This window comes from Duganella sp. 1411 (assembly GCF_017833525.1).
GTDB lineage: Bacteria > Pseudomonadota > Gammaproteobacteria > Burkholderiales > Burkholderiaceae_D > Rugamonas.
Genome location: NZ_JAFICD010000009.1, coordinates 81,350 through 102,617, shown reverse-complemented (window position 1 = coordinate 102,617; position 21,268 = coordinate 81,350). Strand labels below are relative to the sequence as shown.

Here is a 21,268-nt window from a genome sequence, read left to right as displayed (position 1 = left end):
TGGATAACTTTGTGCGTAACTGCCATCGACGCGGCTAAAGTGCTTGATCCATAAGGCTTTTTATCCACTGCCTTTAAATAAGGCAGAAATATTAGCCTTTAAAATCAGGACCCTATCTATAATACTTACTGTTCCACCTGCAGTATGACCGCTGTGTGACAGATCTCACATAGTGTGGATAGTTTCCTTTTTTGAAATCAACGATGTTCGACGACCGCTCCGATTCCGCCCCCGCCGCCGCCCCCGTGATGACCGTGACCGCGCTCAACCAGGCGGTCGCGCGGCTGCTCGAGCGCTCCTTCCCGCTGGCCTGGATCGGCGGCGAGGTGTCCAACTTCACCCGCGCCGCCTCGGGCCACTGGTACTTCACGCTCAAGGACGACGCGGCCCAGGTGCGGGCGGTGATGTTCCGCGGCCGCGCCCAATACGCCGGCTTCATTCCGCGCGAGGGCGACAAGGTCGAGGTGCGCGCGCTGGTCACCTTGTACGGCGCGCGCGGCGACTACCAGATCAACGTCGAGGCGATCCGCCGCGCCGGCGTCGGCTCGCTGTTCGAGGCGTTCCAGCGGCTCAAGGAAAAGCTCGACGCGGCCGGACTGTTCCACGCCGACCGCAAACGCGCGCTGCCGATGTTCCCGCGCGCGATCGGCATCGTCACCAGCCCGCAGGCGGCGGCGCTGCGCGACGTGCTGACGGCGCTCAAGCGGCGCGCGCCGCACGTGCGCATCGTGCTGTATCCGACGCCGGTGCAGGGGCAGTTGGCGGCCGAGAAGATCGCCGCCGCCATCGACACGGCCTCGCTGCGCAACGACTGCGATGTGCTGATCGTCTGCCGGGGCGGCGGCAGCATCGAGGATTTGTGGTCGTTCAACGACGAGGATGTGGCGTACGCGGTCGCCAATTGCCGCATGCCGGTCATTTCGGGCGTCGGCCACGAGACGGATTTCACGATCTGCGATTTCGCCGCCGACCTGCGCGCGGCCACGCCGACGGCGGCGGCCGAACTGGCGGCCACGCCGCGCGCCGACTGGCTGGCCTCGCTGCGCGCCGACGCCACCGACCTGCGCCGCGCCATGCGCCGCAGCGTCAGCGAGGCGGCGCAGACGCTGGACGGCTATTCGCGCCGCCTGCTCAACCCGGGCGCGCAGATCAAGCAGCAGCGTTTGAAGCTGCTGGCGCTGGCCACGGCGATGATGCACGCGAACCGCATGCCGCTGTCGCAGTCGCGCTATCAGCTGGATCGTTTGAGCGGCAGGCTGGCCGCGCACAAGCCGGACATGCGGGCCGCGCGCTCGGCGCTCGACGGCCTGCGGCACCGCGCCGCGATCAACGTGGCCGCGCAACTGGGCCGGCGCCGCCATGCGCTGGAGTCCTTGTCGTCGCAACTGGAATTATTGAACCCCCAGCGCACGCTGGAGCGCGGCTACGCCATCGTCACCGACGCCGGCGGCGCCATCGTGCGCGCGCCGGCGCAGCTGCAGCCGCGCAGCACATTGACGTTGCGCCTGGCCGAAGGCAGCGCGCAAGTGGGCGTGGAATCGGTGCAGCCGGCGCTGGACCAACCCCGTTAACGTCGTAACGTCGGGGTCGTACCCCGTGGGGTACGCCCCCTGTGACGCGACCGTCGCCGGCCACGGTCGCGCCGTTGGGTTTCAACCGGCCGACAACATCGCCGACATGCCGATCAAGGTCGGATACTCCTCGGTGATGACAAACGTCGGGATATGCGACAAATAATCGGAAAACCGTCCCTTGGCCTCGAACCGCGCGCGGAATCCCGAGCGCTCGAAGAAATCGCTCATGCGCGGCACGATGCGCCCGCCGATGTAGATGCCGCCCTTGGCGCCCAGGGTCAGCGCCACGTTGCCGGCCACGGTGCCGAGCATCTCGCAGAACGCCTCCAGCGTCTCCTCGCACACCGGACACAAACGATGCAGCCCGCGCTCCATGATCTCGGTGGTGCCCAGGTTGAGCGGCTCGACGCGCGCGCGCTCGCACAGCGCCCGGTACACCAGCCCCAGGCCGATGCCCGACACCAGCCGCTCGCTCGACACATGCTCGTGGTAGCGCCGCGCGTAGCGCAGGATATCGATCTCGCGCTCGTTCATCGGCGCGAAGGTGCTGTGCCCTCCCTCGCTGTCGATGGCGATCCAGCGCCCGTCCACGCCGGCCGGCACCAGCCCGGACACGCCCAGTCCCGCGTCCGCCCCCACCAGGCCGATGGTGGCGCCGGCGCGCGCCACGCCGCCGCCGATCTGGCGCTTGTGGTCCGCCGCCAGATACGGCAAGGCGCTGGCCAGCGCGGTGAAGTCGTTGACCACCACCAGCGATTTCAGGCTGAATTGCGAGCACACCGCCTCGATCGAAAACGACCAGTGGTGATTGGTCATCGTGACCCAGTCGCCGTCGATCGGGTTGGCGATGGCGATGCCGGCGAAGCGCGCCTGGTAGCCGCCCGCCGCCACCGTGGCCGGCTGCGACAGGTAGGCCACCAGCGCCGCGCCCAGGGTGGGATAGGCGGCGCACTCGGTGACCCAGATGGCGTCGATTTGATTGGGTGCCGTCTCCAGGCCGAAGCTGGCGCTGGTGCCGCCGATGTCGGCCAGCAGGCGCGGGCCGTTCGCCAGATGCGAAAAGGGTGCGCGATCCATGTCTCTTCCTTTTTTATTGTTGGTGCCGTGGGGCCGATTATACGGCAGCACACTGATATGAAAACGTTTTCAACACTGTTTTCGCATTAAATACCCCGCGCCCGGGAATGTCAATGCGCGGCCGTGCGCGACCATTCGGCAAAGCGTGCCCGACCGAAAGGAGGGGCCGGAACTGGCCGAAAGCCCAGTTGTTATGGTAATCTTGGGTGAAAAGGTTTTCATAACATTTAAATAACAGGAACCACCTTGGCAGATCACCCCTCCCCCGCCGGCCCATCGACGCTGATGGATGTCGCACGCCAGGCGGGCGTGTCGCCGAGCACCGTTTCGCGCATCCTCAACGGCACCGCCAAGGTCTCCGACGACAAGCGCGAGGCGGTGCTGGCCGCCATTGCGAAAATGAATTTCGCGCCCAACCAGATGGCCCAGGGCCTCAAAAAGGGCCGCTCGCTGACCATTGGCATCGTGGTCCAGGACATCTCCTCGCCGTTCTTCGACGAAACGCTGCGCGGCGTCGACGACGGCCTCAAAGGCACCGGCTACGCCTCGGTCATCGTCAGCGGCCACTGGAACGCCGACGAGGAGGCCGAGCGCATCCGCCTGCTGCTGGCGCGCAAGGTCGACGGCATCATCCTGCTGTCGGGCCGCATTTCGGACGAGACGGTGCTGGGCTTTTCGAGCCAGCGCCCGATCGTCTCGACCGGCCGCGCGCTGCAGACGCGCACCGCGCTCGGCTTCAAAATCAACAACGAATACGGCGCCTACCTGGCCGTGCGCCACCTGATCGAGCTGGGGCACCGCCGCATCGCCTTCATCTCCGGTCCCGCCAACAACATGGACGCCGACGAGCGCCTGGCCGGCTACCGGCGCGCGCTGGAGGAGGCCAACATCGACGCCGACCCGCACCTGATCGTCGAGGGCAATTACCACGAGGCCAGCGGCATGATGGCGATGAACCGGCTGTTCGATACCCACCAGCAATTTACGGCCGTGTTCGCGGCCAACGACCTGAGCGCCTATGGCGCGCGGCTGGCCTTGTACCGCAAGGGTATCCGCGTGCCGGACGACATCTCGCTGGTCGGTTTCGACGACCTGCCGGGCTCGTCCTACACGACGCCGCCGCTGACGACGATCCGCCAGCCGCTGTACGACATCGGCCGCATCGCCACCCACGCGCTGCTGCGCGTCATCAACGGCGAGGACGCGCAGGGCGAGATTCCGCCGCTCGAACTGATCGTGCGCGAGACCACGCGCCGCGTGCGCTGAGTATCCACACGGAAAGCGGGCCTTTTGAGCATGGAAGGCGCATCCGCTTTACAATGATGAACGTTTCGCCATAATTCACCTCGGTTTCAACACCCCAAACAAAGGAATAACAATGGAACATACCCTGCCACCACTGCCATATGCCATCGACGCCCTGGCGCCGCACATCTCGCAAGAAACGCTGGAATACCACTACGGTAAGCACCACCAGACGTATGTCACCAACCTGAACAACCTGATCAAGGGCACCGAGTTCGAGAACCTGTCGCTCGAAGAGATCGTCAAGAAATCGTCCGGCGGCGTGTTCAACAACTCGGCCCAGGTCTGGAACCACACGTTCTACTGGAACAGCCTGACGCCAAACGGCAAAGGCGCACCGGACGGCGCGCTGGCCGACGCGATCAACGCCAAGTGGGGTTCGTTCGACAAGTTCAAGGAAGAGTTCACCAAGTCGGCCGTCGGCAACTTCGGTTCGAGCTGGACCTGGCTGGTGAAAAAGGCCGACGGTTCGCTGGACATCGTCAACACCTCGAACGCCGCCACCCCGCTGACCACCGACGCCAAGGCGCTGATCACCTGCGACCTGTGGGAGCACGCTTACTACATCGACTACCGCAACGTGCGTCCGAAGTACATCGAGACGTTCTTCAAGCTGGCCAACTGGGACTTCGCGGCGAAAAACTTCGCCTGAGTTTCAGCGTGATCCGCCGGTGCATGCGCCAACGCGGCGCATGCACGGCGGATTACGCTGCGCTAATCCGCCCTACGTGTCTCCTCGGCACATCCGAGGCGCGTGATATACGATCAACCGGCGAACCCCGCGCGTTGGCGTTCGAATGCCGCACAAACACGTAGGGCGGATTAGGCGGAACGCCGTAATCCGCCAATGCCCGCGTCCCCGCGACGCATCTGCGGTGTGGGCCCTATAATCTCCCGACACACCACTCCGGAGATTGCCCACATGACCTACCTCGCCTCACCCCACCGCTACGAAGAAATGCAATACCGCACCTGCGGCCGCAGCGGCTTGAAGCTGCCGGCGATGTCGCTCGGCCTGTGGCACAACTTCGGCGACACCAACAACCTCGCCTCGCAGCGCGACATGCTGCGCACCGCCTTCGACCTGGGCATCACCCACTTCGACCTGGCCAACAACTACGGCCCGCCTTACGGCTCCGCCGAATCCAACTTCGGCCACTTGTTCAAATCCGACTTCCAACCGTACCGCGATGAACTGATCATCTCCACCAAGGCCGGCTGGGACATGTGGCCCGGCCCCTACGGCCAGGGCGGCGGCTCGCGCAAGTACGTGCTGGCCAGCCTCGATCAAAGCCTCAAGCGCATGGGCCTGGACTACGTCGACATCTTCTACTCGCACCGCTACGACCCGGCCACGCCGCTGGAGGAAACCATGGGCGCGCTGGCGCACGCGGTCCAGCAGGGCAAGGCCTTGTATGTGGGGGTGTCGTCCTACTCGGCCGAGAAAACCGCCGAAGCGGCGCGCCTGCTGCACGAGTGGAAGGTGCCGTGCCTGATCCATCAGCCGTCCTACAATATGCTGAACCGCTGGATCGAGGAGGACCTGCTCGACACGCTGGGCAAACAGGGCATCGGCTGCATCACCTTCACCGCGCTGGCGCAGGGCATCCTGAGCGACAAATATTTGAACGGCATTCCTGCCGACGCCCGCGTCAACCGTCCGGGCGGCGGCTCGCTGATGGCGTCGCACCTGAGCGAGGAAAACCTGGCCCGCGTGCGCGCGCTCAACGATATCGCCAAGACGCGCGGTCAAACGCTGGCGCAGATGGCGCTGGCGTGGGTGCTGCGCGACGCCCGCGTCACGTCGACCCTGATCGGCGCCAGCAGCAGCGCCCAGATCCGCGAGAACGTCGCCGCGCTGAAGAACCTGAGCTTCAGCGCCGACGAACTGGCCGCCATCGACCAGCAAGCCAAAGAAGGCGACATCAATCTGTGGGCGGTATCGTCCGTCCACAAATAACAGCGATTACTGGCGCGGCGCGGGCTGGCCGTTGAGGCGCGCCTTCTCGCCGCGCTCCAGCGGCTGGTCCGGCGGCACGTCGTCATCCGGCACGCTGCCGTCTTCCTCCAGCGGCACCACGTCGTGGAAATCGCCGTCCACCATCGCATCGGCGCCGGGTATGGTTTCGACATGATCGAAACCGATATCGGCGCCCGCCTCCACCTTGTCGATGGCGACGTCACCGCGCTCGCCGGTGCCTTCCGCATCGGTGTCGCTGTCGAGCGCCAGGTCCGGATTGCCGGCCACGTCGCTGCCGCTGTCCGAGTTGTCGCTCGGACCGAGCGAGCGCGTACCGTGGCCGCGCCCCAGCACGCGATCGGTGCCTGCCGGGATGTTATCGGGGTCGAGTGTACTGTCAGACATGATCTGCTCCTTCCATTGAAAACCTGATTGGACCACCGCCGCGCCGGCCGTTCCGTGCGCCCACACGCATATGACGGATAGGCGCAATGCCTGCGCTATCTGCCCGATAGAAATTTTTTACTTTACAAATGTACTATTCATAGATATAGTTACTCCATACACACACGAAGGAGTCCATCATGAACACCATCACCACCAAGCTGCTGCGCACCGCCACCATCGTTGTCGCCATCGCCGCCAGCGGCGCCGCCCTCGCGCAAACCGCGCCGCAATCCGCCGCCACCGCCAACACCGGCACGGCCGCCACCACCGCCAGCGCCACCAAGGCCGCGACTAGCAGCAGCGCCGCGCAAAACGCCGTCGCCGGCAGCGCGGCCGCCGCCAGCAAGGCCCAGCCGACCGGCCTGACCCGCGCCCAGGTGCAAGCGGAGTTCCTCGAAGCGCGCAAGAACGGCACGCTGCTGCAAACGGAAGCGGACTTCGACGTCGCGCAAACCCGCAAGCACGTCGCGCAGTAATCCCGCATCGAGCCGACGACCATGACCACGCGTCCATTCCAACGCCCCCTCGCCGCAGCCACGCTGGCGTGCGCGATGGCGGTGCTGGCAGGATGCGCCGACATGGGTCACATCGAACCGCAAGCCGTCGCGCTCAAGCCCGCGCAACTCAATAGCGGCAAGGCCATCGCCGCCGCCACCGCCACCGATAACGTGGCCTGGCCCGGCCAGCGCTGGTGGGAAGCGCTGCACGACGAACAACTGAACCAGTTGGTGGACGCCGCGCTGGCCGGCAATCCGACTCTGCGCGCCACGCAGGCGCGCGTGCGCCAGGCCGAATCGCTGGCCGGCGTCGCCAAGGCCGGCATCCTGCCGCGCGTGGACGCCTCCGGCAGCATCGACCGCGAACTGTATTCGGCCCACACCACCGTGCCCGCGCCGCTGGCCGGCAACTACGCTTGGAAGAACACGGCCACCTTGTCCGGCTCCTACGACCTGGATCTGTGGGGCCGCAACCGCGACGCGCTGGCCGCCGCGCTCGACGACGTGCATATGGCGTCGGCCGAATCGCAGATGGCGCGGCTGACATTGGAAACGGCCATCGTGCGCAGCTACATCCAGCTGTCGCTCGACTACGCGCTGCAGGACAGCATCGCCGACAACCTGGCGCAGCGCCAGCGCATCCTCGAGCTGACGCGCAAGCGCCACGCGGCGGGGCTGGTGAGCGACATCGACGTCGCCAACATCGAAACGACACTGCCGGCCGGACGGCGCGACCATGAGCAGATCGGCGAATCGATCGCCCTGTTGCGCAACCAGCTGGCGGCACTGATCGGCAAAGGACCGGGCGACGGTGAAACGATCGCCCGGCCGCAGCTGACCCTTGAAGCGGGCCACGGCGAGGCGGTGCCGGACACGCTGCCGGCGGAACTGGTCGGCCGGCGTCCCGACATCGTCGCCCAGCGCTGGCGGGTCGAGGCGGCCGGCGCGCGCATCGCCGGCGCCAAGGCCGATTTTTACCCGAACATCAACCTGGCGGCGTTTGTCGGCGTGCAGTCGCTGGGCTTCTCGCGCTTTCTCGACAGCCACTCGCAGATGCGCGGCATCACGCCGGCCATCAGCCTGCCGATCTTCGACGGCGGCCGGCTGCGCGCCCAACTGGGCAACCAGACCGCGATCTACGACGGCGCGGTCGAACAGTACAACGCCGCCGTGGTGCAGGCGATGTCCGATGTCGCCAACGCGGCGGTGCGCATCGCCTCCGTCAGGCAGCAGGACCTGCTGGCGCGGCGCGCGCTGGAATCGGCGCGCCGCCAGCAGCAACTGGCCGAACGCGCCTACAACGCCGGCATGACCGACTCGCTCAACGTCATCAACGCCCAACTGACACTGTTAAATGAACAGCAGCAGATGGCACAAGTGGCGAGCAAACAACTGGATAACTACGCTTTGCTGATGTCGGCGCTTGGCGGGGGCATAAAAGTGGATTAACCGGGGGGCTTCCAAGTACAATCAATCCTTCAAAAATATAAGAGGAGCATGGTGATGAGCAGTTTTGAAGCGACTAAAAAACGCCTGAAAAACATCCATGCCCGCATGCCGGACTTCCCCGAAGATCTGATGCGCCTGATGCGCATGACCTACCACATCCAGAAGCGGATGAAGGACTTGAGCAACGCCGCGCTGCGCAAATATGAGCTGGTCGACGCCAGCTACATGGTGCTGGCGGTGCTGTATGGCTCGGATAACGAAACCTCCACCGCCTCCACCCTGGGCGAGGCTTGCATGGAGAAGCCGGCCAACCTGACGCGCGTGTGCAACGACCTGGAAGCCCAGGGGCTGATCACGCGCGGCAATCGTCCGGGCGACCGCCGCTGCGTGATGATCTCGCTGACCGACAACGGCCGCGCGCTGATCGCCAAGGTGCTGCCGGAAGTATGGGCCGCGACCACCCACGCCTACGACGGCTACAACGCGGAAGAAGTCAAACAACTCGAAGCGCTGCTCAAACGGCAGTTGAACAACCTAGAAGCACTTACATAGACCAACCCACACCATGAGCCTTCCCTCCGCCGCCTCCCCCACACAGGAAAACAAAGCGGCGGGTGGGATGGCGGCGTGGTTGCGCTCCGAGGCCGCCGGCTGGTTCAACAGCGAAGGCCAACGCTGGGTCTTCGTCGCCAAGGCCATGCTGGCCGCGTTCTCCGCCTTGTGGCTGGCCTTCCGGCTCGGCCTCGACTCTCCCTCCACCGCGCTGGCCACCACCGTCATCCTCGCGCTGCCGAGCAGCGGCATGGTGCTGGAAAAAGCCTTCTACCGTTTTCTGGGCACGATCGTCGGCTGCGCGGCCGCGCTGCTGCTGGTGGCGCTGTTTCCGCAGTCGCCGCCGGCGCTGTTTATCGGCGTGGCGCTGTGGGTGGCGCTGTGCACCGGCGGCGCCGCCATGCACCGCAACCAGCAGTCCTACAGCTTCGTGCTGGCCGGCTACACCGCGTGCATGATCGCCATCCCCGCCATCGACGCGCCGGCCCAGGTGTTCACCCTGGCCGTCACCCGCATGACCGAGGTGGGACTGGGCATCATCTGCGCCGCCGTGGTGCACGACGTGATCTTCCCGCGCCGCCACTCGCGCGCCGTCATGCGCACCGTGCAGACGCGCTACACCGGATTCCTAGCCTTCTGCCAGCAAGTGCTGGAGCATCGCCTGTCGCCGGCGGAGGCGGAGTTGAGCCACCTGAAGTTCGCCGCCGATATCGCCGCGCTGGAATCGGGCCGCGCCGCCGCCTTCTTCGAGGCCGACCACGCGCGCTCCCACACCCGCCAGCTGCATGCCTTCAACGCCGCCTTCATGACGGTGCTGACCACCTTCTACACGCTGCACCGCCTGAGCCACCGCCTGCGCGCCAACGCCACCGGTCCGGTGCTGGCGCTGGTGGAGCCGATGCACGCGCATCTGGCGCGGGCGATGAAGCTGGACCTGGACGCCGGCCAGCTGGCGCGGATGCGCGCGGACCTGTCCGCCGACATCGCGGCGGCGCGCGCGTGGCTGGAGGCCGATGCATCGATCGCGCGCCCGCAACAAATCGACTTCGACACGGCGGTCGAACTGCTGGAGCGCTTCGTGCGCGACCTGGAGGGCTTCGCGGCCCTGTACCACGGCCTGGCGCGGGAAAAGCGCCGGCAGGTCAGCGATCCCGGCGCCTACACGCCGAAGACGCCGCCCGCCATCGTCGCCGCCAGCGGTGTGCGCGCCGGCGCCACGCTGCTGATCACGGCCGCCGCCTGGTACTGGCTGGCCTGGCCCTACGCCGCCAACGCCATCCTGATGGCGACCATCTTCTGCGCGCTGGCGTCGTCGTCGCCGCGTCCGACGGCACTGGTGCAACAGGTACTGACCGGTTTCCTGATCGCCGTGCCGCTGGCCTTCCTGAGCGAATTCCTGCTGATGACGCGGGCCGACGACTTCGGCCCGATGGTGCTGGCGGCCCTGCCGCTACTGGCGCTGGGCTCCTATCTGAGCACCGGTCCCAAATGGGCGGGCGTCGGTATCGGCATCGGCATGTTCTCGGCCACGCTGCTGGTGCCGGCCAACCAGATGCGCTACGACGTGGAAGCCTTCATCAGCAGCGAGCTATCGCTGACGGTCGGCGTGGCGGTGGCCTACGTGATGTTCAAGGTGGTGCTGCCCGAGCACACGATGGGGCACAAGGGCCATGTCGCCGCCGCGCTGTGGCGCGAGGCGCTGAACGCCTGCGGCGCGCCGCTGTACCGGCTCAAGCGCCGCTTCGACAACCGCGTGCGCGATCTTCTGAGCCAGCTGAACGCCGCCTCCGGCCCGGCGCCAAGCGAAGCGGCGCGCTCGGTGGTGCGCCAGGGCCTGACCCTGCTGGAACTGGGCCACGCCGTGATCGAACTGCGGCAACTGATCGCCGCGTCGCCACCCGGCCCGGCGCGCCACGGCCTGCAGCAGGTGGTGCGGCACCTGGCCGACTACCTGCGCGCGCCGACGCCGGCGCACGGCGCCACGGCACTGGAATCGCTGCTGCACGCCGGCACGGCGGTGCGCGCGGTGCTGGCCGACGCCGCGCCCGAACGCCGCGTGCCGCTGCAAACGGCGCTGACCGACCTGCATTCCATTTACACGTCCTTGCTGGACCAGCTATCAACAGGAGAACCCCACCATGCCGCGTGAAATCGACTTCTTCGGCGTACTGCTGCCCGGCGTGCTGCCGCTGTTCCTCGTCAGCCTGCTGCTGCAGGTCGCGCTGGACAGTGTGCTAAGCCACATCGGCGCCTACCGCCAAAGCTGGCATCCGGCGCTGGTGCGCCTTTGCCTGTTCGTCTGCATCTTCGGCGCCCTGCTGGTCACCTTGTATCAATAAACCCACTTGTCTTGAGAGCTAATGTGAGCGCATCGAAAATCTTCCGCTTTTTCCTGACCATGCTGCTGTTGGCGGCCGCCCTGTGGATCGGGCGCACCGCCTGGGACCACTACATGGAATCGGCATGGACCCGCGACGGCCGCGTCAAGGCCGACGTGGTCACCATCAGCGCCGACGTCGCAGGCACCGTGACCGACGTCATGGTGCGCGATAACCAGATGGTCAAACAGGGCGACGTGCTGTTCGTCGTCGACAAGGCGCGCTACCAGAACGCGCTGGCGCAGGCCAACGCGATGCTGGCGGCGCAGCAGGTCGAAAAGGGCCGGCGCGGCAAGGAGGCCAGCCGCCGCGCGGCGCTGGACAGTTCCATCGTTTCCGTCGAAAGCATGGAGACGGCCCAATTCGCGGTCGGCACCGCGTCGGCCCAATACCAGGCGGCGCTGGCCGCACGCGACCTCGCGCAGCTCAATCTGGAGCGCACCGTAGTGCGGGCGCCGGTGTCCGGCTATGTCACCAACCTGAATGTGCACGCGGGCGATTTCGCCGCCGTCGGTGCGGCCAAGCTGGCCGTCATCGGCAGCGATTCGTTCTACGTGGTGGGCTATTTCGAGGAGACCAAACTGCCGCTGCTGAAGGTGAACGACCCGGTGCAGGTTCGTCTGATGAGCGGCGCGGCGCAGCTGAACGGCCATATCGAGAGCATTGCCCACGGCATCACCGACCGCGACGCCAGCGTCGGCCGCGAGCTGCTGGCCGACGTCAACCCCACCTTCAACTGGGTGCGGCTGGCGCAGCGGGTGCCGGTGCGCATCCACATCGATCAAAAGCCCGGGAACCTGGCGCTGGTGGCCGGCACCACCTGCACGGTCGTCATCCACGGATAAGCGCGGCGGCCTTACCCGCCCGGCAAAACGCCCAACTGCCGGAGCAAGGTCAGGTTATCCTCCAGATGCCAGTTCTCGGCGATGCGGCCGTTGGCCACGCGGTAAATATCGAAGGCCTGGAAGTCGATCGCCTGACCCTTGCCCCGTATCCGCGAGGCGCCCTCGCCGAATTCGCCGGTGAAGTGGCCGGTGAAATGCAGCCGTACGCTGACACGGTCGCCCTGCGCGACCAGATGCGTGGCCTCGGCCTTGAGGTCCGGCACGGCGGCGCGAAACGCCTTCAACGCCTGCAGCGGACCGCCCGGCCCCTGCGCGCGGCCGGGCGGCAAGGTGCGGTCGACGAAGTCCGGCGCGAGCGCCTCCCGCGCCAGCGCCGCGTCGCCGGTGTTCCAGAAGGCGGCATAGCGGCGCGCGGCCTGCAGGCTGGCGTCTGTGGCGTCGGCGCCGGCAGCCCGCGCCGCAGCGCATGCCAGCATGGCGCCCGCCAGTGCCAGTTGAATCGAAGTTTTCATGGTGGTCCTTTCTTGCCGCTGCGCGGCTGCTGTGTATCGACGGGCACAGGTTAATTCATTCAGAATATAATGAAAATCCACATTAATGACTGATATCCATTCAAAAATGAATGCACCGGCATGAAGGCGAACTGGGACGACCTGAAGATTTTCCTGACGGTGGCGCGCGCCGGCACGCTGGGCGCGGCGGCGCGCGCGCTGGGCCAGTCGCAACCGACGATGGGGCGGCGCGTGCGCGCGCTGGAGGATCAACTGGGCTACGCGCTGTTCCAGCGCACCGACGACGGCTTCCTGCTCACCGGCGAGGGCGAGGCGGTGCTGGAGCACGTGCGCCAGATGGAACACGAGGCCGACGCCGTGGTGCGCAAACTGGCCGGGCGCCAGCGCCTCGAAGGCCTGCTGCGCGTGTCGACGATCGAATGGTTCGGCACCCACATGCTGGCGCCGGTGTTCGCCCGCTTCAGCGCCGACAACCCCGGCATGACGATCGAACTGGTGACCGAGACCCGCCTGGTCAGCCTGGCCCGGCGCGAAGCCGATCTGGTGTTCCGCTTCCGCCAGTTCGACGACCCTGACGTCATCCAACGCAAGGCCATGCACGCGCGCTTCGGCGTGTACGGCGCCGGCGCCTACCTGAAGCAGGCCGGCCCGCCGGGCGACGGCGCCGGCCACCGCCTGATCATCATGGAAACCGCCTACTCCGAACTGGTCGACGTCGCGTGGATCACGCGCCGTCTGCCGCGCGCGCATGTGGCGTTGCGCGCCAACAGCCGCGACGTCCAGGCCAACCTGTGTCGCGGCGGCGCCGGGCTGGCGGTGCTGCCGCGCTGTATCGGCGACGGCCTGCGCGGCCTGCGCCTGGTCGACCTGGGCGAGCCGCCGCCGGGCCGCGATGTCTGGGCCGGCTACCACAAGGATCTGAAACGTTCGCCACGCCTGCGCGCGGTGCTCGACGCGGCGCTGGACGGGCTGCGCGAGGCGGACGCCTAGCGCGAACCGGCGACGTCCAGGATCGCCCCGCTGACGTAGGAAGACTGCGGCGACAGCAGCCACAGAATGGACTCGGCGATTTCGTCCGACTGCGCGGCGCGCCCCATCGGCAAGCTTGATGCCATGCGCGCCACGCGATCGGGCATGCCGCCGCTGGCGTGGATCTCCGTATCGGTCACTCCGGGGCGCACGCAATTGACGCGGATGCCCTCCTCCGCCACCTCCTTCGACAAGCCGAGGGTCATCACATCGATGGCGCCTTTAGAGGACGCGTAGTCGATGTAGGTGTTGGCGCCGCCATGCCTGGCCGCGCCGGAGGAGACGTTGACGATGCCGCCACCGTGCCCGCCGCTGCGTGTCGACATGCGCTTGACCGCTTCGCGGGCGCACAGGAAGGCGCTCATGATGTTGACGGTGAAGACCCGCTGCAGGCGCTCGGCCGTCATCTCCGATAATTGACACTGCTGTTCCAACACACCGACGTTGTTGACCAGCGCCGTGATCGGCCCGAGCTGCGCGTCGACCGCCGCGAACAGGCGCAGCACGTCGGCCTCCACGCTCATGTCGCCGCGCACCACGATCGCCTCGCCGCCCTCGCCGGCGATCTGCGCGCGCAGCCTTTCGGCCGCCTGCTCGTTGCCGATGTAATTGATGCACACGGCGTAGCCACGGCGGCTCGCCATCAAGGCCGTCGCCGCGCCTATGCCCCGGCTGCTGCCGGTCACCACCATCACCTGTTTCATCGCTCGCCTCGTAAAAAAGCCCGCTGTCGCGGGCTTGTGGTCCGATTTATTTTTCCGGACTGGTGTGGGTCAGCGCGTAGCTCACGTGCTGCCACCAGTGCTCGCGCGATTCGACCGTGCGCAGGCATTTTTTGTCGATCTCGCCCTTGAACATCGGGTCCTCGCACTTTTTGGTCATCAGCGCGTAACGCTGATTCTCCGCGTTGGCCAAGGCGATCGCCAGCCAGAAGACAAAGCCCAGCAACACCACCACCAGGCTCCATGCGACATGGTTGATGTACGCCCACTCGAACAGCGTCTCGATGGCCGGTGACGACTCCTTGTAGAGATTCATCACCTTGCCCTCGGCGGCCTTCCGTTCGTCGCTCACTTCTTTCATTTTCTTACCCGTTCCAAAATAAACCGCCGTTTTTCGCGGCGGGTGGCCACGCCACGACGGCAGATTACCACTTTTCAGGCGCGAGGTGAATTATCGCGCCCGTGCGGCCCGGCGGATCAGAACTCGTAGCGCGCCGACAGCTTGAGCTGGCGGCCGTCGGCGGTGTAAATGCCACCCTGGCAGGCGAACGCCTGCGAGTAGTAGCGCTTGTCCGTCAGGTTCAGGCCGGACAGCGCGAACTCCCACTGGCCGAACTTGCGGGCATAGCGGGCGTCGAAGGTGGTAAAACCCGGCATCTTGGCGGAGCAGCTATTGTCGAAGTCCGAGCCATAGCGCTGGCTGTCGACCCACTGCGCGCCGATGTCGGCGGTTTGGCCGTTGGCCGGGGTCCAGCTCAGGCGCGCGCTCAGCGTATTCTTCGGCACCAGCGCCATCTGCTTGCCGTCGTTGACGCCTTCGCGGAACTTGGCGTCGACGTACTGATAGTGCGCGCTGACGGCCCAGTCGGTGGCGATGCGCTGTTCCGCATCGAGTTCGAAGCCCTGGCGTTTGGTCGGATCGAGGTTGACGTTGGCGAAAGCCGTGGGATCGTAGAAGATCTCGTTGCTCAGGTTATGACGGAACAGCCGCGCCGTCGCCTTGCGCGACGCGTCGGCGTAGCTGACGCCCAGCTCCAGGTCGCGCGACTTCTGCGGCAGCAGCGCCACGTTGAGCGTGCGCGTGTACGCGTTTTCATCGGCGTTGGCGACGCGGTAGCTCTGCCCCGCCTTGCCGAAGACGGTCAGGCCGCTCAGCGGCATGTAGCTCGCTTGCAGTTCCCACGCGTTCAAGCCCTGCGCCACGTCGTAGCCGGTGGTGGCGAAAGCTGCCGGATCGCTGAAGTTCTTGTCGAAGATCTCGCGCCGCACGCCGGCCGAGATCCGGCCTTGATGCGCGGTGTCGAAGCGCAGCTCGTCGCGCAGGTAGAACGCCTTCGACTTCTGCTCGGCGTCGGCGGTGGCGGCGGTGCGTTCCCACTTGCTCAAGTCCACGCCGGCCACCACTTCGTTGAGCATGCCGCCGATCTCGCCCAGGCGGCGCACGCGCGGCGAGAACTGAATCTGTTTGCTATCGCTGGTGCCGACCGACGAACCGCCATCGTAGAAGTACGACGAATCGACCGTCTTTTTGCGGTAAGACAGGTCTGCCGCCAGATCGTAGCCGGCCAGGCGGTACTGGCTGAAGACGGTGAAGCGGTCGCTGTCGAGCGAGCCGTGGTCGTCGGGCGTATTGGCCTGGCGCGGATTGGCGTTGAACTGCGCTTGGCTCAGCGAACCTGGCAGGCGCATATCCTGGCGCGCGCCCTCGTAGCGGAAGCCCACGCGGCCGGCGCTGTTGAACCACTGCGCGCCGCCGCTGAACTGGGTTTGCTTGAATTCGTTGTTGTCGCGGTAGTTGTCGGTGCGCTGATGGCCCAGCGTCGCATCGGCGGCGAAGCCATCCCAGGCCTGCGACGCCGAAACGCGCGCCTCGCCGGCGTTGAAGCGGCCACCCTCGACGAACACGCTGCCACGGCGGGTGTTCTTGCCGGGGTTCCTGGTGACGATGTTGATCACGCCACCGGTGGCGCCGTCGCCGTACAACACGCTGGCGCCGCCGCGCGTGATTTCGATGCGGTCCACCGTATCGATTGGAATGGTCGACAGGATGGCGGTGCTCAGTTCATTTTCCGACAGGCGCACGCCATCCAGCACGATCACCAGATTCTGGCTGCTGTTGGTGCCGAAGCCGCCCAGATCGAGGTCGAAATCCGGGCTGCCGTTCAAGCTTTGACGGCCGTAGACACCGCCGACCTTGCGGATCGCCGAATTGACGTCGCTGACACCGGCGCGGCGGATGTCCTCGGCCGAGATCACGGTGGCACCGATCGGCGCCAGCGCCGGATCGGCGTCGAAGCGGGACCCGGTGATGACGACCGGCGCCAGCACCTGGGCCACCTGGGCGCCGGCGGCTTCCTGCGCGGAGACGGTGGCCGGGGCAGCGGCGAAGCAAAGGGAAACGGCGGCGGCCAGCAAACGTGGCGCCGAAGGCGGAACAAACGCGAAGGAATTCATGGCAAATCGTTTTCAAAAGAGACATCCGCGCCTGCGTCCCCGCAAGTCGGAAGCGTACGGAAGCCGCACGCCGGTGCGCGGCGCGCGCTCCCCCCATGTCTGGCCGATATCCGGGCTGGCCGGCGCGGCCGATGGGGAGATCGGCGCGGCGCAGGCGTTACCGTTGCGGGGGCAGCACACCTTGGGCGGTTCGCGAAGTGCGGAATCGGCCCTGTGTTTCCCGTTTAACCGCGCACGTGAACACATGCGCAGGCACCAGAACCCCGGCATTATACGCGTTCGATGCCGCGCCGCCCCGGCCCGGGACCAAGGAACACCGTGGAGACACGTAGGGCGGATTAGGCGGAACGCCGTAATCCGCCATCTAAAATCCGCCACGAGCGCCGCCACGAGCCCCACCATCATTCAGCATTTAGATAGTATCCATCTACATTTCAAGCATTGATTGCCCGGCCTTGCATCCCTATAGTAGATAACAACACCATATTGGAGCAATGCCATGAGCACCCAAGCACTCCCCACCTACTTCCTGTCCCACGGCGGCGGCCCGTGGCCCTTCATGATGGAGCAGGTCGGCCACCTGTACGCGAAACTGGACGCATCGCTGCGCGACATCCCGCGCCAGATCGGCGTCACGCCCAAGGCGGTGCTGGTGGTGACCGCCCACTGGGAAGGCCCCGACTTCACGCTGTCGTCATCGGCCAGGCCGCCAATGCTGTACGACTACGGCGGCTTCCCCGCGCACACCTACGAGGTCAAATACAGCGCCCCGGGCGAACCGGCACTGGCGGCGCGGATCAAGCAAATGCTGGACGCGGGCGGCCATCCGGCCCGGCTGGACGACCAGCGCGGCTTCGACCACGGCACCTTCAGCGCCATGTACCCGGTGTATCCGAACGCCGACGTGCCGATCGTGCAGCTATCGCTCAAGCACGGACTCGATCCGAAGACGCACCTGGAGGTCGGCCGTTTGCTGGCGCCGTTGCGCAAGGAAGGTGTGCTGATCGTCGGCAGCGGCCTGAGTTATCACAATCTGCGGGCGTTCAACGCGCAGGGCGCGGCCGCGTCCCACCAGTTCGACAATTGGCTGCGCGCGGCCATGGCGCTGCCGCCGGCGCAACGCACGGCGGCGTTGATGGAGTGGGACAAGGCGCCGGCCGCGCGCATGGCGCATCCGCGCGAGGAGCACCTGCTGCCGTTGATGGTGGTACTGGGCGCGGCGGAGGACGAAGTCGCGTCCGTGCCGTATCACGAGGACGCGTTTATGGGGGCGATGGCGGTGAGTAGCTTCAGGTTCGGCTAGAGTGCGCACGGCTTCAGCCCGCAATGCGGATGCGGGGTACGACCCCTGCCCGGATCTGCGGGTTGGGTGCTAAAGAGGGTCAGGAACCGCGCTTGCCTTTGGCGTATTCGGCGGCCTTGGCTTCGGCGATCGCCGCTTTTTCGGCCGCCTTGGCCGCCGCCTCCACCGCGTACGCATCGAGCCGCTCCTTGCGCGAGGCCGGCGTCTCGAGCGAAATCCGTCCCAATATCCCGCTGCGATAGTCGCCCAGGAAGGTGTGCGAGGCCTTCTCGAAATCCAGGTCGCCCCCCTTCTGGCGGAAGCCGCGCTTGGCCGCCACGCCCTCCACCACCGCGATGCCGTCGAACGTCTCGATGTCCTTGAAGCCGTAGCGCGCCACCAGCAGCTGCGGATAGTACTTCAGCATCTCGTCGGCCAGGAACACCGCCACCTCCTCCTCGATCAGCGCGTTCGAGCCGATGGCGTGGCTGGCGGCCAGCATCAAGCCGTCGCTGGGCAGCGCGATCTTCGGCCACAGCATGCCGGGCGTGTCGACCAGGATGGTGTTCTTGTCCAGGTAAAGCTTCTGCTGCTGCTTGGTGACGGCCGGCTCGTCGCCGACCTTGGCCACTTTGCGCTTGAGCAGCGCGTTCATCAGGGTCGACTTGCCGACGTTGGGAATCCCCATGATCATGATGCGCAGCGGTTTGGTCGGCACGCCGCGGTGCGGCGCCAGCTGCTTGGCCAGTTCCGGCACGCGCGCGACGTCGGCCGGCTTCTTGGTCGTCATCGCGAACGCCGTCACGCCCTCCTGGGCGTTGTAATACGCCACCCAGGCCGCCGTGGCGGCGGGATCGGCCAGATCGACCTTGTTGAGAAGCTTCAGGCATGGACGCTGGCGGAACTTGCGCAGCTCCTCGACCATCGGATTGGTGCTGGCCTCCGGCAGGCGCGCGTCGACCACCTCGATCACCAGATCGGTGTTCTCCATCTGCTCCGCCGCCTTCTTCTTGGCGGCGTTCATGTGCCCCGGGTACCATTGTATCGACATGCTCTGACCTTCAAAATCGTTCTGACAATCCGCTATTTTACCTGCTGGCCCGCGCGGGATTCGGATATCATGAGGCGCTTTTCCGTTTTCCTGACCATATAAACAATATTTTTCAACCGGAGTGCTGAAGATGAGCATAGCTGCACCGTCCAACCCGAGGGAGATCACCCTCCGCGGCATTATTCTGGGCATCCTGATTACGCTGGTATTCACGGCGGCGCAGGTCTACCTGGGCCTCAAAGTGGGGCTGACCTTCGCCACCTCGATCCCGGCGGCGGTGATCTCGATGGCGCTGCTGAGCGCCTTCAAGGACGCAACCATCCAGGAAAACAACATCGTCCAGACCATCGCCTCGGCCGCCGGCACGCTGGCGTCGGTGATCTTCGTGCTGCCAGGGCTGCTGATGATCGGCTGGTGGGCGCACGTGCCGTTCTGGCCGACCTTCGGCGCCTGCGCCATCGGCGGCGTGCTGGGCGTGATGTACACGGTGCCGCTGCGGCGCGCGCTGGTGTCGCAATCGACCCTGCCGTATCCGGAGGGCGTCGCCGCCGCCGAGGTGCTCAAGGTCGGCACGGCCTCGCGCGCCGGCGCGGCCGAGGGCAAGGCCGGGCTGCGCGCGGTCATCTTCGGCAGCGTCGCCTCGGCGCTGTTCGCCGCCGGCTCGGCCGTCAAGCTGATGGCCGGCGAAGTGTCGATCTACTTCCGCACCGGCGCCGGCGCCACCGGCATCGGCGCCTCTTCGTCGCTGGCGCTGATCGGCGCCGGCCACCTGATGGGCATCACGGTCGGCATCGCCATGCTCGCCGGCCTGGTCATCGCCTGGGGCATCATGGTGCCGGTCATGACGTCGCTCACGCCGGCCGCCGCCGGCATGGACGCCGCCGGCCACGCGCTGTCGATCTGGTCGAAGGAAGTGCGCATGATGGGCGCGGGCGTGATCGGCACGGCCGCCATCATCACGCTGGCCGGCCTGGCCAAGCCGATTATCGGCGGCCTGAAATCGGCGATGGACACGGCGCGCCGCGCCAAGATGGACGGCGCCGTGATCGACCGCACCGAGATGGATATGCCGATCTTCATCGTCGGCCTGGTGACCCTGATCTCGCTGGTGCCGGCCGGCTGGCTGCTGGCCAGCTTCCTGCAGGGCGGGCCGCTGTCGCAGATCGCCTTGCCGCTGGTGGCCGTCGGCATCGGCTACATCCTGGTGGCCGGCATCTTCGCCGCCGCCGTGTGCGGCTACATGGCGGGCCTGATCGGCTCCTCCAACTCGCCGGTGTCGGGCATCGCCATTTTGACGATCCTGGGCGCGGCGCTGAGCGTGGGCATGGTCGGACGCAGCATCATGGGGCCGGAAGTGGCGCAGGCGCTGATCGCCTTCGCGCTGTTCGTCACCACGGTGGTGCTGGCGGTGGCCGTCATCGGCAACGACAACCTGCAGGATCTGAAGACCGGCCAGCTGGTCGACGCCACGCCGTGGAAGCAGCAGGTCGGGCTGCTGATCGGCGTGTTCGCCGGATCGTGCGTGGTGCCGCCGGTGCTCGAGCTGCTCAACCACGCCAACGGTTTCGTCGGCGCGCCCAATCTGGACTCGATCTCGAACCAGCCGCTGGCCGCGCCGCAGGCGCTGCTGATCTCGACCCTGGCCAAGGGCGTCATCGGCGGCAACCTGCAATGGAACCTGCTCGGCTACGGCGCCCTGGTCGGGCTGCTGCTGGTGCTGATCAACTTCGCGCTGAAAAAAGCCAGCGGCGACAAATACAGCCTGCCGCCGCTGGGCGTGGGCCTGGCGATCTACCTGCCCAGCGCGGTGATCACGCCGGTGGTGGTGGGCGCGGTGGCCGGCTACTTCTTCGAGCGCGCCTGCGGCAAAACGGCCGGCGGCGAAACGGCCAAGCGGCTGGCGGTGCTGGTGATGTCGGGCTTCATCGTCGGCGAGAGCTTGTTCAACGTCGCGCTGGCCGGGCTGATCGTGGTCTCGGGCGAGGGCGAACCGCTGGCCATCGCCAACACGCTGAGCGAAGCGCACACGATGCTCATCTCGCTGATCGTCGGCCTGTTCGTGGTGGTCGGCCTGTATCGCTGGTCCGGCAAAAGCGGCGACGCCGTCAACGCCTGATCCTACTCCGGGGTCAGG

At 66.3% G+C, this 21,268-nt stretch carries 20 protein-coding genes and 1 riboswitch; of the genes, 13 read left to right on the top strand and 7 right to left on the bottom strand.

The window, feature by feature from the left end:
• Positions 1 to 203 precede the first annotated feature (203 nt).
• Entirely contained in the window at positions 204 to 1,571 is a 1,368-nt protein-coding gene (gene xseA, locus JOD97_RS29760; RefSeq protein WP_209726536.1) for an exodeoxyribonuclease VII large subunit, read from the top strand.
• An 81-nt stretch (positions 1,572 to 1,652) separates the two neighbouring features.
• Here the strand turns inward: xseA and JOD97_RS29755 are convergent, their stop codons facing one another.
• Positions 1,653 to 2,651, bottom strand: coding sequence for a glucokinase (locus JOD97_RS29755; RefSeq protein WP_209726425.1), 999 nt, complete (start codon positions 2,649 to 2,651; stop codon positions 1,653 to 1,655).
• Between the two features lie 285 nt (positions 2,652 to 2,936).
• Here JOD97_RS29755 and JOD97_RS29750 point away from each other — a divergent pair, with 285 nt between their 5' ends.
• The 3 genes from JOD97_RS29750 (at position 2,937) to mgrA (ending at position 5,916) form a co-directional block, all read left to right on the top strand.
• Positions 2,937 to 3,917 carry a LacI family DNA-binding transcriptional regulator gene (locus JOD97_RS29750; RefSeq protein ID WP_209726535.1) on the top strand — a complete coding sequence of 327 codons (981 nt, stop codon included), beginning with the start codon at positions 2,937 to 2,939 and terminating at the stop codon, positions 3,915 to 3,917.
• 112 nt (positions 3,918 to 4,029) lie between these two features.
• Positions 4,030 to 4,608 (top strand): superoxide dismutase, encoded by a 579-nt coding sequence (gene sodB, locus JOD97_RS29745; protein WP_209726424.1) that lies wholly within the window; start codon positions 4,030 to 4,032, stop codon positions 4,606 to 4,608.
• A 270-nt stretch (positions 4,609 to 4,878) separates the two neighbouring features.
• Positions 4,879 to 5,916: an L-glyceraldehyde 3-phosphate reductase gene (gene mgrA, locus JOD97_RS29740; RefSeq protein WP_209726423.1), complete on the top strand. Its 1,038-nt coding sequence runs from the start codon at positions 4,879 to 4,881 to the stop codon at positions 5,914 to 5,916.
• 6 nt (positions 5,917 to 5,922) lie between these two features.
• On the opposite strand, the gene JOD97_RS29735 is transcribed toward mgrA, so the two are convergent.
• Positions 5,923 to 6,321: a hypothetical protein gene (locus tag JOD97_RS29735; RefSeq protein WP_209726422.1), complete on the bottom strand. Its 399-nt coding sequence runs from the start codon at positions 6,319 to 6,321 to the stop codon at positions 5,923 to 5,925.
• A gap of 179 nt (positions 6,322 to 6,500) precedes the next feature.
• Here JOD97_RS29735 and JOD97_RS29730 point away from each other — a divergent pair, with 179 nt between their 5' ends.
• From JOD97_RS29730 to JOD97_RS29705, 6 genes are all read left to right on the top strand, one after another.
• Positions 6,501 to 6,839, top strand: a complete 339-nt coding sequence (locus JOD97_RS29730; protein WP_209726421.1) for a DUF4148 domain-containing protein — start codon at positions 6,501 to 6,503, stop codon at positions 6,837 to 6,839.
• Positions 6,840 to 6,860: 21 nt separating this feature from the next.
• On the top strand, positions 6,861 to 8,309 hold the full coding sequence (locus JOD97_RS29725) for an efflux transporter outer membrane subunit (protein WP_209726420.1): 1,449 nt from the start codon (positions 6,861 to 6,863) through the stop codon (positions 8,307 to 8,309).
• A gap of 54 nt (positions 8,310 to 8,363) precedes the next feature.
• Positions 8,364 to 8,861 carry a MarR family winged helix-turn-helix transcriptional regulator gene (locus JOD97_RS29720; protein WP_209726419.1) on the top strand — a complete coding sequence of 166 codons (498 nt, stop codon included), beginning with the start codon at positions 8,364 to 8,366 and terminating at the stop codon, positions 8,859 to 8,861.
• Positions 8,862 to 8,928: 67 nt separating this feature from the next.
• Complete coding sequence (locus JOD97_RS29715; protein ID WP_229264820.1) at positions 8,929 to 11,010, top strand: FUSC family protein; 2,082 nt, start codon at positions 8,929 to 8,931, stop codon at positions 11,008 to 11,010.
• On the top strand, positions 11,000 to 11,200 hold the full coding sequence (locus JOD97_RS29710; RefSeq protein ID WP_209726417.1) for a DUF1656 domain-containing protein: 201 nt from the start codon (positions 11,000 to 11,002) through the stop codon (positions 11,198 to 11,200). Before JOD97_RS29715 ends, JOD97_RS29710 begins: the two co-directional genes overlap by 11 nt.
• Before the next feature lie 23 nt (positions 11,201 to 11,223).
• Positions 11,224 to 12,084 (top strand): efflux RND transporter periplasmic adaptor subunit, encoded by an 861-nt coding sequence (locus JOD97_RS29705; RefSeq protein WP_209726416.1) that lies wholly within the window; start codon positions 11,224 to 11,226, stop codon positions 12,082 to 12,084.
• Positions 12,085 to 12,095: 11 nt separating this feature from the next.
• On the opposite strand, the gene JOD97_RS29700 is transcribed toward JOD97_RS29705, so the two are convergent.
• Positions 12,096 to 12,596 (bottom strand): ester cyclase, encoded by a 501-nt coding sequence (locus JOD97_RS29700; protein ID WP_209726415.1) that lies wholly within the window; start codon positions 12,594 to 12,596, stop codon positions 12,096 to 12,098.
• A gap of 120 nt (positions 12,597 to 12,716) precedes the next feature.
• Here JOD97_RS29700 and JOD97_RS29695 point away from each other — a divergent pair, with 120 nt between their 5' ends.
• A complete protein-coding gene (locus tag JOD97_RS29695; protein ID WP_209726414.1) occupies positions 12,717 to 13,586 on the top strand; it encodes a LysR family transcriptional regulator in 870 nt (289 codons plus the stop codon).
• Here JOD97_RS29695 and JOD97_RS29690 read toward each other — a convergent pair.
• The 3 genes from JOD97_RS29690 to JOD97_RS29680 form a co-directional block, all read right to left on the bottom strand.
• On the bottom strand, positions 13,583 to 14,329 hold the full coding sequence (locus JOD97_RS29690; protein ID WP_209726413.1) for an SDR family oxidoreductase: 747 nt from the start codon (positions 14,327 to 14,329) through the stop codon (positions 13,583 to 13,585). The genes JOD97_RS29695 and JOD97_RS29690 overlap by 4 nt on opposite strands.
• A gap of 46 nt (positions 14,330 to 14,375) precedes the next feature.
• On the bottom strand, positions 14,376 to 14,708 hold the full coding sequence (locus tag JOD97_RS29685; protein WP_209726412.1) for a hypothetical protein: 333 nt from the start codon (positions 14,706 to 14,708) through the stop codon (positions 14,376 to 14,378).
• 116 nt (positions 14,709 to 14,824) lie between these two features.
• Entirely contained in the window at positions 14,825 to 16,801 is a 1,977-nt protein-coding gene (locus tag JOD97_RS29680; RefSeq protein WP_209726411.1) for a TonB-dependent receptor, read from the bottom strand.
• An 83-nt stretch (positions 16,802 to 16,884) separates the two neighbouring features.
• Positions 16,885 to 17,076: riboswitch (cobalamin riboswitch) on the bottom strand.
• Between the two features lie 224 nt (positions 17,077 to 17,300).
• Between JOD97_RS29680 and JOD97_RS29675 the strand changes: the two genes are divergently transcribed.
• Positions 17,301 to 18,104, top strand: a complete 804-nt coding sequence (locus JOD97_RS29675; RefSeq protein ID WP_209726410.1) for a class III extradiol ring-cleavage dioxygenase — start codon at positions 17,301 to 17,303, stop codon at positions 18,102 to 18,104.
• 79 nt (positions 18,105 to 18,183) lie between these two features.
• Here the strand turns inward: JOD97_RS29675 and ylqF are convergent, their stop codons facing one another.
• The gene (ylqF, locus tag JOD97_RS29670) at positions 18,184 to 19,134 is read right to left on the bottom strand and encodes a ribosome biogenesis GTPase YlqF (RefSeq protein ID WP_209726409.1); all 951 of its coding nucleotides are present in this window, start codon (positions 19,132 to 19,134) and stop codon (positions 18,184 to 18,186) included.
• Positions 19,135 to 19,264: 130 nt separating this feature from the next.
• Here ylqF and JOD97_RS29665 point away from each other — a divergent pair, with 130 nt between their 5' ends.
• Positions 19,265 to 21,250: an OPT family oligopeptide transporter gene (locus tag JOD97_RS29665; protein ID WP_209726408.1), complete on the top strand. Its 1,986-nt coding sequence runs from the start codon at positions 19,265 to 19,267 to the stop codon at positions 21,248 to 21,250.
• Positions 21,251 to 21,268 lie beyond the last annotated feature (18 nt).